The sequence below is a fragment of the Alkalibacillus haloalkaliphilus genome, assembly GCF_007991275.1.
Classification (GTDB): Bacteria; Bacillota; Bacilli; order Bacillales; family Alkalibacillaceae; genus Alkalibacillus; species Alkalibacillus haloalkaliphilus.
Window position 1 is genome coordinate 1 of record NZ_BJYA01000011.1, and the last position, 13,594, is coordinate 13,594.

Sequence of the window (13,594 nt, forward strand, 5' to 3'; positions counted from 1 at the left end):
AAAACGTGTGGTTTAGTAACCACACGTTTAGTCTTATTTCATACCTAGTATTTTTTTTACTTTGACCATGATTCCTTTGTCTTCATCGAAAGACATTAATGGCACTGATTCTCCTAAAATACGTCTAGAAATATTACGATAACATATTGAAGCTTTCGTATCTGGTTGGAAAGCGACTGGGTTACCATGGTGTGATGCTCTAATTACATCTTCATCATCCATGATGACCCCTAATAATTCAACTGACAGCGTCGAGACGATATCATCGACGTCTAACATATCACCACTATCCATCATGTGCTTTCTAATTCGATTAATAACAAGGTGAGGTGACTCTAAATCTTCTTGCTCTAACAACCCAATAATACGGTCAGCATCTCTAACGCTAGACTTCTCAGGTGTTGTTACGACAATTGCTTTATCTGCACCAGCTACAGCATTTTTATAACCTTGTTCGATACCGGCAGGACAGTCAATTAATATGTAGTCATAGTCCGGTTTTAGTTCATCTACTAACTCTTTAACACCCTCAGGCGTTACTTCATTTTTATCGCTAGATTGTGCTGCTGGTAATAAATGCAAACAATCAAATCGCTTATCTTTTACTAATGCAGCTTGAAGTTTACAACGTCCTTCAATGACATCAATAATATCAAAAATAATTCTATTTTCTAAACCTAAAATAACATCCAAATTACGCAGACCAATATCTGTATCAATTAAGCATACCTTCTTATCTTGTAAAGCTAACGCTGTGCCAATATTGGCTGTTGTCGTCGTCTTTCCTACTCCACCTTTACCAGAAGTAATTACTATTGCTTCCCCCATTTTATAATCCCCTTTCTACTATATCCGTTAAGTTTGGTCGGATTTTTTGAAGGTTATGTATTTGTTCAAGCTCGATCTGCCCAGTTTCTTGATTAATATATGCAAACTCTCGACTTGAGCCTTGCATCTCATAATCAGGTGCCCTGCTAATTTTATTAGCAATTCTTATTTGATTTGGGTTCATATAAGATGCCACGACTACATGGTCTGTTCCTTCAGCATAACCAGCATGAGCAATTCCTTTCAACTGACCCATTACAAATATATTACCTGTTGCATTCACTGTTGCACCAGGATTAATATCACCTAATATTAAAGCATCACCTTCAACATGTAACACTTGTCCTGATCTGACAGTTTTAACAAATGGTTTGATTGTCGATCGGTCAAACCATTTTAATGCTTCTTCGTGCGACATTACATTTGACTCAATTGACTTTACTTTTAATGAGCTCTGCTCTTCAACCACTTGCCTAATCTCTTCTCGTTGCCAATCTTGTAAGTATCTGTTCTGACAATTTATAATTACTTCTGTCGTATTTTCAATTGTATCTGATTTCACTTGGTTCCCTAGTTCATTTAATAAATTTGTAAATGAGCATTGATCATCTAAATATACGATAATCCCTTCATTTGTACCTTTCATTGTAAGGTAGAGATTAGTTTCTGTCATCTTGGGACACCCCATTACTACTTTTATTTCTCTAATTCATACTTCCATTTTACTAGTTTTTTGATAAAAATAGGGTATATTATTAACAAAAATAATATATTTATTAATAATGTTGGAATTAAACGGTTGAATATATAAGCATTGAAGCTTAAATCGACTTGTCCAATAATGAAGTATAAACTATAGATTAAAACTTCTGCTGCTGCTAACCCTAAAATAGAAAATAACAAAACGACCAAAAAGTTCTTATGAAGGTAGCGCTTTAACACATGGACCATATATAGTGCCAAACCATAGGCTAAAAAGTAAACGCCTAAAAGGTTCGTATAAACTAAGTCTGTAAGAAAAGCGAACGCTAGTCCGTTTAAAAGACCAACATAACTATGCTCTCGGTCATAAAACGTTATAATTAATATGGCAAAAATCAGTGTCCAATGAGGAATGTAATATAAGCTTCCAAGCCAAAAGGTCTGTGGAATTAATTCAGCGGCTACACTTTGTGTTACAAAAAATATAAACATAAATAAAGGTAGAAGGAAGACTTTCATTACTCTTCCTCCTCTTCTTCATCAATAACAGTGGAGTGCAAGTCGCGATCAACGACCATAACTTGGCTAATATCTTGTAAGTTTGCCGCTGGCTCGACATAAGCAACTTTAGTTAATCCATATGAATCTAATTCAATTGAGCTAACTTCACCGATAAGAATCCCTCTTGGGAAAACGCCACCTAAACCAGAAGTTACAACAGCTTGTCCCTCTTCAAGTTCGTCTTCTCCTGTAAGCTCACGGAAAACTAGTTTCTCTGTATCACTATCATATCCTTCAACTAACCCGAAGATCGAGTCATCACCGTCAACAATCGCAGATACTTGATGTTCTGTCCCAAAGCCACTTAATAGCTGAACAGTAGAAGTTAGTTGTGAAGCATTGATTACTTTACCAACCATCCCCTCTGCTGTCCTTACAGCCATATTAGCTTCAACACCATGTTGTTTACCCCGGTTAATGGTCACTTGCTGAAACCATCTTTCCGGACTTCTAGCAACAACAGCTGCATTGAGGGTTTCATAATCTGTAAGTGTGGAATCAACTTCAGCCATTGCCCTTAATTCTTCGTTTTCAGTTTCCAGCTCACTAACTTGATAAGCTAACGTTTTATAATCTTGTAATTCTTCTTTTAACACTTGATTTTGTTCATAAACACTTTTAATATCTCCAACAGAATCAAAGATTTCCACAAAATAATTAAGTGGTGTGTGTAATATATTTTGAAAGAATCCGACCGTATCAATCGCAAATTGCGCTGGTAAACTCTCGCCACTATCGGACCTTAGTGAATACCCAATTAAACTTACAACTAGTATAATCCCTACTAAAAATACAATTAACTTTCTCTTTCTTAAAAATGATGGCATAAACGTTACACCTTCTCTTAATTTAGCGTATTTCTATCTGCAACATTTGGTGCATTTTTAAAGTGTTCAAGTTGATCTAAAGCTTTACCAGTACCAATCGCCACACACTCTAAAGGGTTCTCTGCAACAAAAACTGGCATATCAGTAGCATAACTTACTTCTTCATTTAAATATTTTAATAATGCTCCCCCACCTGTTAATACAATGCCTCTGTTAATAATGTCTGAGGATAATTCTGGTGGTGAGCTTTCAAGAGTATTTTTAATTGCTTCGATAATTGCCTCTACTGTCTCACTTATAGCTTCAACTATTTCTTCACTTTGAATTGTAACAGTTTGAGGAAGTCCTGTAACAAGGTCTCGACCTCTAATGTCCATTTTACCACGTAGATTATCATTACGTGCAGCACCTAACTCAAATTTTAACTGTTCTGCTGTTGTTTCTCCAATTAATAGACCATGTTTTTTACGAATATACGTAATAATTTGTTGATCCATTCGATCCCCGGCCATACGAATCGATTTGCTAGTAACAGTACCACCTAAAGAAATAATAGCAACTTCTGTCGTGCCTCCGCCAATGTCAACTACCATATTCCCAGTTGGTTCCCAAACAGGTAAGTCAGCACCTATAGCTGCTGCAAATGGTTCTGAAATTGGATACACTTCTTTAGCGCCAGCTTGTTTAGTAGCATCTAATACAGCTCTCTCTTCTACCATTGTGATACCTGAAGGAACGCACACAATGACATTTGGTTTAGCTGAGAAGATTGACTTCGCTTTATGAACTTTACTTACGTAGTAATTCATCATAGCAGCTGTCGTATCAAAATCTGCTATCACACCGTCTTTCATCGGACGAATTACTGAAATGTTTTCTGGAGTTCTTCCTACCATTTTCTTAGCTTCGTTACCCACTGCTGATATTTCATTCGTATGCTTATTCACGGCTACTACTGTTGGTTCATTTAACACAATGCCTTTATTCTTTACATAAACAAGCGTATTAGCTGTACCTAAATCTATACCGAAATCACGGTTCATAAATGATGTTCCCAATCTTGATCGCCCCTCTGTAAAAATAAGATTGATACTATAAAATACGCTTATAATGTTTAAAACATGAATAAGCACCACAATTATTTAAAACTCTTAAATTAGTGGTGCTTATAAACACTTTATTATATATATTATACGAAAAATAACTTAAAATAGATAGGTTTACACGCCTCAAATATATGTGATTTTTTAACTATTTTTTTAACAATGTCTTAAATAATCTAAACTATAAGTACCCTTTTTCTTTCATTGAGATATATTTGTGATCTCCTATTACCAAATGGTCTAAAAGTTCAATTCCGACTACTTTACCTGATTCATACAATCTTCTCGTTACATGGACATCTTCATTTGATGGTGAAGGATCACCTGACGGATGGTTGTGAGCACATATTACAGAAGCAGCTGAATGTTTAATGGCTTCTTTAAACACTTCACGAGGATGGACAATGGATGAATTAAGACTGCCAATGAAAATTGTTCGCCTATGAATAATTTGATTTTTAGTGTTGAGGTATAATGCCACGAAGTGCTCTTGTTTTAAGCCACGCAAATCTTCCATTAAAAAGTTAGCACCATCTTCTGGACTCTTAATAACATATTGATCACTTGTCTTATAAGTATGGATTCGCTTACCTAATTCTAACGCTGCCATCAGTTGGACCGCTTTAGCAACACCTATACCATTTATACTTGTTAGCTCATTAATCGAAGCATCCCTCAGCAGTAATAGACCTTCGAAATGCTTTAATAAACGTGTTGCAAGTGATAATGCTGATTGTCCTTTAGAACCACTACCAATTAAGATCGCTATTAACTCTTGATTAGATAACGCTTGTGGCCCCACTTCGATTAATCTTTCTCTTGGTCGATCACTCGCTGGTACATCTCTAATTAAAATATTATTACTCAATATACATGCTCCTCTCATAATAAGTCGACATGTATATTTTAAAAAAGTCGCTATAATAAAACAAAAAGGGAAAAGACCATTTTCCCTTTCGTAAACTTGAAATAAATGAGCAGATTTGTTTTATAAAAACAAAATTCTATTCTTTATATAATTTATACTAAATTACGTCATAAAATAAATAAATTGCCAAAAGTAACGTTTGGTTTTGTAACAGTTGCTCACTTTCATTACTTGGTTGATCCGTTATTATATTAATTGCTTCATCTAAATAGTTGTGATCACTATAATGATTAGGCAGTTGTGATAACCAGTCTTCAACACGATCTCTCCACTCACCATTCAGTTCAGTTTCGTGAATGAGCTCTTCGCCTTGATTAAGCCATTCATACACTCCATCAGGAACTTCTACTTCTTCACTTGAGAATGCCCAAGTTTTACTTATATAATCTTCATTTCTTTCAAGACCATTCGATTCAAAGTAATTCATAACTTCTTCTTCAACAGATGAGCTTCTTAACAAACTCGTTAACAGTACATATTGACCATTATCTTCAGTTACAACAGAAGGAACAAAGTCTAAGTGCAACTGCAACTCTCTAGCATTTTGCTCTGAAGAAAAAACACCTAACTGGATAACTTCATGTGTAGATAAGTCTGTTTGAAACACTGTAGAATCACCTTGGTCACTCGTACCACCATTTGTGCCTTCTTCTCCATCATCATCTTGAGTCCCAATTGTCTCAACAGGAGTACCAACAGGCGTTTGATCAGTTGACAGATCAAAGAAATACATCATTGCGAAACCGAATAATGTTCCTAAAGCAACAGCTAATATAACTGCTCTTAAAATGGTAACTGAAAACTTCTTTTTACCAGAAAAATTATGTATACCTTTACTCTTCGGTGTCAAAACTTTCTCTAAGTCATGTGAACGATGGTCTTTAGAATCATCCTGATTAATTGTCACTCTCACCTTTTTACGCTCGTCCATATTTTAACCACCTTCATCCTTATTGGTTGAAATCCTACCATATTTCAACTAAAAAAAAGATAAAATTCTGTCATATAGTTTATTCAATTTCAGACAAAAAATGACTCTCTAATCAAAATAGAGAGTCTTGTTTAATAGCGTCATTAATTAAAAATTTGTAAATAACATTCCAACGGCTCACATCGCAACAGCTGCTGATGCAACACGGTTTTTACCACTACGTTTAGCCCCAACATACATTGAACGATCTGCCTGTCTAATTAGTTCCTCAGGTGATTCACAATGATCAGGGTAAGTTGCTACACCAATACTCGCTGTTACATACACTTTGACTGAATCTTCCCCTTCAATCATATGTTCATAAACAACAAAAGGATCTTTTGCAATCATAAAACGTATATCTTCAGCTAACTTAATCGCTTCTTCATGCTCAATGTCTTTAATTAATACTGTAAATTCTTCCCCACCATAGCGAGCCACAATACCGCGATCGCCTAAATAATCTTCTAATCTCCTAGCTAATTCAACTAAAACTTCATTTCCAGCTTCATGACCATATGTATCATTCAGCTTCTTAAAGGAGTCTAAATCAAATAAAATGACAGATAGCTTTTCTTCTAAGCCTTTCTCCATTAAATCTAATGCATATCCTTCTAGATGTTCAGTAAAATATCGATAGTTATACAAGCCTGTCAATCGATCGCGTTGACTCTTGTTTTTCTCTGACTGGTAATGCCTTGCATTTTCAATTGCAACCGAAAGAAAGTTACCAAGTATCTCAAGTAACATTAGATGATACTTTTCATAGGCTCTTACTTGCTTCGATGCAATAACAAGAACACCGACAACATTGTTATTTCTTAAAATAGGAACTCCAATCACACTGTGAACTTGCTCTGGGAGTTCTATTCCAGGTATACTTCTTATTTGATTACGCTTAAGAATGATCGAAGCTTTTTGCTTTTTATAAATTTCACCAGCAAATCCTTCTCCATAACTTAAAGACATCTCATCAACTTTCTCTTTACCTTCGCTATCTACATAACGAATTAGATGCATCGACTGTGTTGAATTGGTAATATCATATACATATATATAAGACATCGGAATTAACTTTTCAACTCTTGCGATAAACGTATCTAATACGTCTTTCACATTTAACTTCTTCGATAACTCGTGACCAATTTCACTCGTCTCATGCAAGTAAGTGTTTACTCGTCTACCTTTATGATAAGTTGAGATAACTACTGATAGTAAAATTGCAGGGAAACTAACAATGAGAATACCAGGTATACCAATTTCTAAATATAATATATAAAGAATAATTCCAATTGGAGTAATCATCGCTGTAGTTAAACTATCGATAAATAATGATTTCGGAACTGCAGTAAATTTATTTCCTTTAACATAAACATCAATAATCGTTAAAAGAAATTGGTTAACGACAATCGAACCTACGACATAACCTACTAATGGGATAATCTCATCAAGTGTACTTAATGATAGAACGCCGTGAGTTCCTCCTAATGCATAATATACTACTGCTGCAAATATCGAGGTTAAGAGAAGCATCGTTGAGTTTGTTGCTATTCGATGAAACTCTGATTTTTTCAGCCTAATCTTTATAAATAGAGCGACTAAGGCAAGTTGAGTTATTATAATCTCAGCAAATAAACCAAAGTATAAAAACACAGCAAAGCTTACGCCGTTAATAAAGAAGATTGTAATAGACCCCACCTGAATTGGAAAAGCAGCTACAGCGCTAACCACAATCGCAAAGGCTAAGAGATCCAACCAATACCCTGAAAAGTTCGGTTCAATTGCTATGTATAAGTAAGCCAATGTGGTAGGAAAAACAGCTAACCATATAAGCCAAACGGCAACATTTTTAGATCTTGACATATAAAGGCCCCTTTTTAAGGAAATCATTCTCCCAATCTTAGTTATTTTCCTTTAAAGCTTTTTTAACTTCTGATATAAAATATAAAGAACCTGTAACGACTAACACTTCATCTGCCTCTAAAGCCTCTAACGTTGAGTTGTACGCTTTTTTCCAGTCTTCTTCTACTTTAACATTACCATTTTCATACTTTTCTTTTAGTTCATAATACCCATAATTATTAAAAAAGTCAAACGTTGTAAGCGCTATATTATTATAATTTTTTGATAAAATTGACAACATTTCATTAATTGGTTTATTTTGTATGAAAGAACATAAAACTGTTACGTTCGCACGCTCATACCTACTATTTACTGTTGTGACTAAAGTCTTAATTGCTTCCACATTGTGAGCCCCATCCAAGATTACATCAGGCCCTTTTTGAATCATTTCAAATCGACCTGGCCAATAGGCATTATGAATACCTTTATAAATAGATTCAGCTTGAACGGGGAACTCTTCAATAGTTGCTATCGTCAAATAACTTTGAATTGCCAAGGATGCGTTATCAATTTGATGAAAACCTTTCATAGACATTGTTATATCAGCAAATTTTACATTTCCCCATTCAAAGGTGAAACACTGCTCATCACTGTTAGTATTAACAATATTATTTTTAAAGTCATTTCCTAACTGTAATACTGATGTCTGATGATCTCTTGATCGCTTTTCAATAATGTTTTGCGCTTCTACTTGTTTAACACCAGAAATTACAGGGGTAGAGGGTTTAATAATCCCCGCTTTTTCGTATGTAATCTCTTCAACAGTGTCACCCAATATATGAATGTGATCATAACCGATTGTTGTAATAACACTAACAACAGGTGTAATGACGTTAGTGGAGTCCAACCTTCCACCTAAACCAACTTCAATAATGGCATAATCAACAGACTGTTCAACAAAGTACATAAAAGCCATTACAGTAATAATTTCAAATTCAGTCGGTGCACCATCTTCAGTTCCTGCCAGTTCTTCACAGATTGGACGAACTTGTACTACTAACTTGACGAGATCCTTAGCTGGAATTGGTTGTCCATTAATACTAATTCTTTCATTAAAAATTTCTATGTATGGAGAGGTGAACGCTCCTACTTTAAAATCTTGCTGTTGTAATATTTCTCTTAAAAAGGTTGTAGTAGAACCCTTTCCATTAGTACCCGCAATATGAATTGTTTTAAGTTGTTTGTGGGGATCACCAACCTTTTGTAACAATGTTTCAACTCTGTTCAACCCTGGTTTTATCCCGAACTTTAGTTGTTTATGAATCCAATTAATAGCTTCTTGTTCGTTCATTAGCTTCACCCATAGTTCATCATATTTGTAATTGATAAAACACGAGTTGCCCCACACATGCAATGGAGCAACTCATACTTAAAAGAATTTATTTAACTTTCTCTAATTCCACAATTCTCTCTTCAACTAACTTCTGTTTTTCAACGTAGTCTTTTTCTTTGTCTCGTTCTTCTTGTACTACGGCCTCTGGTGCTTTACTAACAAAGTTCTCATTAGCTAGTTTCTTTTGAACACGCTCAACTTCACTATTCCATTTTTGTAATTCTTGCTTTAGTCTATTTATTTCGTCATCAATGTCAATTAATCCTTCTAATGGGAAGAAAATTTCTGCACCAGTCACAACGGCACTTTTAGATTGTTCAGGTACATCAATATTCGTATTGATCATTAATTGTTCAGGGTTACAGAAACGATTTAAATACACTTCGTTTTTATTTAGTTCTGAAACAATTTCATCATCATTTGCTTTAATCATAATTTTAATTTCTTTAGACATTGGTGTATCAACTTCAGCTCGAACGTTTCTTACAGAACGGATAATGGACACAAGACGCTCCATTTCCTTACGTGATTGTTGATTGTTATATACCTCATCGACCTCAGGCCAGCTTTGTACAGTAATGGATTCCCCTTCATGAGGAATGTGCTGCCAGATTTCCTCGGTAATAAACGGCATAAACGGATGTAGCATTCTGAGAATATTGTCTAATGTTACAACTAACACTGATTTTGTCGTTTTCTTTGCCGCTTCATCATCACCGTAAAGAGGTAACTTAGCCATTTCAATATACCAATCACAGAACTCATCCCAAATAAAGTTATACAAGTATCGACCTGCTTCACCAAAATCATAACGATCAATATTTCTCGTTACGTTTTCGATTGTTTCATTTAACCTAGTTAAAATCCACTCATCAGCAACTGATTTTTCACCAGATAGATCGATATCTTCATATTTAAAATCTTCTAAGTTCATAATAACGAAACGCGATGCATTCCAAATCTTATTATTGAAGTTCCATGTCGCTTCAACTTTTTCCCAATGGAAACGTAAATCTTGACCTGGTGATGAGCCAGTTGATAAGAAATAACGTAATGAGTCAGCACCATACTGATCAATTACATCCATTGGGTCAACGCCATTCCCTAATGACTTACTCATTTTACGACCGTCTGCATCTCTAACAAGACCGTGGATTAATACATCCTTAAACGGACGGCGATCCATGAAATGCTTCGTTTGGAAGATCATTCGAGATACCCAGAAGAAAATAATATCATAACCTGTTACCAATACATCTGTCGGGAAATAACGGTTTAAGTCATAGCTATCTTTATCAGGCCAACCCATTGTAGAAAATGGCCACAATGCTGATGAGAACCAAGTATCTAATACATCATCATCTTGCTCCCAATTTTCTACATCTTCTGGAGCTTCACGCCCTACATATACTTCGCCTGTTTCCTTATGGTACCAGGCTGGAATTCTGTGTCCCCACCATAACTGACGAGAAATACACCAGTCGCGAATATTTTCCATCCAGTGTAAGTAAGTCTTCTCAAATCGATCGGGGACAAAGTTTACTTGATCATCAGTAGACTGCATTTCAACAGCTTGATCTGCTAATGGTTCCATCTTAACGAACCATTGAGTAGAAAGATAAGGTTCTACAACAGCATCACTACGTTCTGAGTGTCCAACTTGGTGAGTGTGCTCTTCAATATTAAATAACACACCTTCTTCTTGAAGGTCGCTAACAATTTGCTTACGACATTCAAAGCGATCCATATCTTTATACTTACCTGCGTTATCATTCATAGTGCCGTCTTCATTCATTACTAGTACACGTTCTAAGTTATGACGTTCGCCAATTTCAAAGTCATTTGGGTCGTGTGCCGGTGTGATCTTTACAGCACCAGAACCAAATTCCATGTCAACGTAATCATCTCCAACAATTTCAATTTCACGTCCTACAATTGGTAACACAACTGTCTTGCCGATTAAATCTTTGTAGCGTTCATCTTCTGGATGTACTGCAACTGCAGTATCACCTAGCATCGTTTCAGGACGAGTCGTTGCAACTTCGATATGTCCTGAACCATCTTTCAATGGATACCTCATGTGATAAAAAGCACCTTGAACTTCTTTATAGATTACTTCAATATCCGATAAAGCTGTTTGCGTACTTGGGTCCCAATTAATAATATACTCTCCACGATAAATGAGTCCTTGTTCATAAAGTGACACGAACACTTCACGAACTGCTTGAGACAATCCATCATCTAAAGTGAAACGTTCTCTTGAGTAATCAACTCCTAAACCGAGTTTTTCCCACTGAGCACGAATGAAAGAAGCATACTCCTCTTTCCAATCCCAAGACTTTTCTAAAAACTTCTCACGTCCTAAGTCATGACGACTTTGACCTTCTTCTTTCAATTTCCCTTCTACTTTTGCTTGTGTAGCTATTCCTGCGTGATCCATTCCTGGTAACCAAAGGACATCATAGCCTTGCATACGCTTATAACGAGAAATAATATCTTGCAATGTCGTATCCCAAGCATGACCTAAGTGCAAGCGCCCGGTAACGTTCGGTGGTGGGATTACAATTGTAAACGGTTCTTTCGTCTCATCGTTTTTTGCTTCAAAATATTTTCCTTCCACCCAAAACTGATACCGGTCTTTTTCTACTTCAGTTGGGTTGTATTTCGGTGCCATGGAAGTTTCGTTGTGTTCACCCATAAAAAGTTCCTCCTTAATAATCATTTAATCACCATTGAAAACAAAAAAAGCTCTTCGCCCAATAAAGGACGAAAAGCTTTGGCTTCAATCGCGGTACCACCTTTGTTTATGAGTATTAACTTACTCTACTCATACACTCATACTGGATAACGGTCTTCCCGGCTCCTCCTACTTTAGTTCAAAGGAGCTGCTTATTTCAGAGCGACCTTCCAAGTTTTCAACCCGAGGAAACTTCCAGCCTAGGCTTCCTTCTCTGTACGGGATCAAACCTGTACTCCTCTCTTACTAGCATTTACGTAACATTTAGTTTGCTATTATTGTATACAAAACCATTAGAAAAAGTCAATAAATATAAAGCACAACTTTTTATTACGTACATAATGTAGCTAGAGAGGAGGAAATTTTTATGGGTAAATATTATCGTTACCGTTTACCACCTTGGGCAAGGCAATGCATTTTTACATTTGAAAGATGTATCTTACCGATTATGATATACCAGCTCATTAGGACATTACTTTTTCCTTCTACACTTGATGTGTTTTTATCAGGTGCGTTAGTTGGTATTTTTATTGCCTTTTATTTGGAATGGATATAATTAGTGTTCACTCGATTGTTTAACATTGCCTGGAACATATATTACATCTCCAGCACTTAATGTATCACCAGCTTCTAATCCATTTAAACGTTCTAATTTACTTACTGAGACTTGATAATAATTAGCTATAGACTCTAACGTATCATCTTCTTGGACAAAACGCATACGCATTTGAACTGTGCCTTTCTCTTCATCTTCCCTGAAAAATTTAGACAAATAGCTAAGACCTTTTTTCGCTTTCGATTCTTTTTGTTCAACTTTTTCTTCAGCGTCATCTGCTTCTGCTATTGTATCTGTATCTGTGTCTGTGTCTGTGTCTCCATCATGATGATCATAATAATCATGATTGTCATCAGCATCAGCGTCGCCATCTGCTTCTTCTGGCATCGGTGAAACGTTTACTTCCTCTACACTAGATGTTGTGTCTTCATCGACTTTGTTATCCTTTTTATTAAAAAAATCATGAAGAGATTGACTCTCTTTCTTTTTCCAAAGATCTCTTCCTTTCTCTTCACCTTCATCTGCAGAAGCTTCTGGTTCATCGTTTGTCTCATCGTCATCATAATACTCTTCATGGTCATGGTTTTTATACTCATAATCAGGTTCGTGACCATGGTCACCATCATGTTCTTGCATAGTCGGAAATTCTTTCAATTCAAAATCAGAATCAGCCTCTTCTTCATCATAGCGCTCTTCTGCTACTTCAACCATTTCTGTACCGTCTAAACGAACATTAGAATAGACTTTTAATGTTTTAGATTCTGGTAATTCGTAATCGAAATAATCGATGACAACTTGAATGTGGTCATCTGTACGTATTCTATTGTGTGGAATCGTTATATCAATAGGGATAGGATATTGAAACTCCATAAACCCATTATCTAACGTGCGGACTTGTTGTACTGTATTAAAATCCTCATCATCTACAATGTACTGTGATTCTTGATCATAATTCGTTGTTTGATAGTCACCACGAACGACTAGGACGCCTCTAATTTGTACATAATTACTTTCATGAATGACCTTTACATCAGGATCGATCGCAATGCTGTAAAGGTCGTCGATTTCCTCCCCTCGTTTGAAATTGATATTTTCCCGAACTTCAAATTGGTATGGAACTTGTTCATAATTACTCAATCTAAATCCC

Annotated in this window: 12 protein-coding genes and 1 other annotated feature; of the genes, 1 reads left to right on the plus strand and 11 read right to left on the minus strand. The window is 35.8% G+C overall.

The genetic code is table 11. From position 1 onward, the window contains the following. Window positions 1-33: 33 nt before the first annotated feature. From minD to AHA02nite_RS07860, 10 genes are all read right to left on the minus strand, one after another. Window positions 34-828 (minus strand): septum site-determining protein MinD, encoded by a 795-nt coding sequence (gene minD / locus AHA02nite_RS07815; RefSeq protein ID WP_146816059.1) that lies wholly within the window; start codon window positions 826-828, stop codon window positions 34-36. Between the two features lies 1 nt (window position 829). After that, window positions 830-1,501, minus strand: a complete 672-nt coding sequence (gene minC / locus AHA02nite_RS07820) for a septum site-determining protein MinC (RefSeq protein WP_170236019.1) — start codon at window positions 1,499-1,501, stop codon at window positions 830-832. A 23-nt stretch (window positions 1,502-1,524) separates the two neighbouring features. Next, a complete protein-coding gene (gene mreD / locus AHA02nite_RS07825) occupies window positions 1,525-2,049 on the minus strand; it encodes a rod shape-determining protein MreD (RefSeq protein ID WP_146816063.1) in 525 nt (174 codons plus the stop codon). After that, window positions 2,049-2,918 (minus strand): rod shape-determining protein MreC, encoded by an 870-nt coding sequence (gene mreC / locus AHA02nite_RS07830; protein WP_146816065.1) that lies wholly within the window; start codon window positions 2,916-2,918, stop codon window positions 2,049-2,051. Before mreC ends, mreD begins: the two co-directional genes overlap by 1 nt. Window positions 2,919-2,935: 17 nt before the next feature. Further along, entirely contained in the window at window positions 2,936-3,961 is a 1,026-nt protein-coding gene (locus AHA02nite_RS07835) for a rod shape-determining protein (protein ID WP_146816344.1), read from the minus strand. A gap of 241 nt (window positions 3,962-4,202) precedes the next feature. After that, on the minus strand, window positions 4,203-4,889 hold the full coding sequence (gene radC, locus AHA02nite_RS07840) for a RadC family protein (protein WP_407642732.1): 687 nt from the start codon (window positions 4,887-4,889) through the stop codon (window positions 4,203-4,205). Window positions 4,890-5,046: 157 nt separating this feature from the next. Next, window positions 5,047-5,880, minus strand: a complete 834-nt coding sequence (locus AHA02nite_RS07845) for a hypothetical protein (protein ID WP_146816069.1) — start codon at window positions 5,878-5,880, stop codon at window positions 5,047-5,049. Between the two features lie 177 nt (window positions 5,881-6,057). Further along, window positions 6,058-7,782, minus strand: a complete 1,725-nt coding sequence (locus AHA02nite_RS07850) for a sensor domain-containing diguanylate cyclase (RefSeq protein ID WP_170236020.1) — start codon at window positions 7,780-7,782, stop codon at window positions 6,058-6,060. A gap of 37 nt (window positions 7,783-7,819) precedes the next feature. After that, entirely contained in the window at window positions 7,820-9,112 is a 1,293-nt protein-coding gene (locus tag AHA02nite_RS07855; RefSeq protein ID WP_146816073.1) for a bifunctional folylpolyglutamate synthase/dihydrofolate synthase, read from the minus strand. Between the two features lie 88 nt (window positions 9,113-9,200). Next, complete coding sequence (locus tag AHA02nite_RS07860; protein ID WP_146816075.1) at window positions 9,201-11,852, minus strand: valine--tRNA ligase; 2,652 nt, start codon at window positions 11,850-11,852, stop codon at window positions 9,201-9,203. A gap of 61 nt (window positions 11,853-11,913) precedes the next feature. Beyond that, window positions 11,914-12,150, minus strand: a binding site (T-box leader). A gap of 108 nt (window positions 12,151-12,258) precedes the next feature. Between AHA02nite_RS07860 and AHA02nite_RS07865 the strand changes: the two genes are divergently transcribed. Next, entirely contained in the window at window positions 12,259-12,447 is a 189-nt protein-coding gene (locus AHA02nite_RS07865) for a hypothetical protein (RefSeq protein WP_146816077.1), read from the plus strand. On the opposite strand, the gene spoVID is transcribed toward AHA02nite_RS07865, so the two are convergent. Continuing rightward, entirely contained in the window at window positions 12,448-13,584 is a 1,137-nt protein-coding gene (spoVID, locus tag AHA02nite_RS07870) for a stage VI sporulation protein D (protein WP_170236021.1), read from the minus strand. Window positions 13,585-13,594 lie beyond the last annotated feature (10 nt).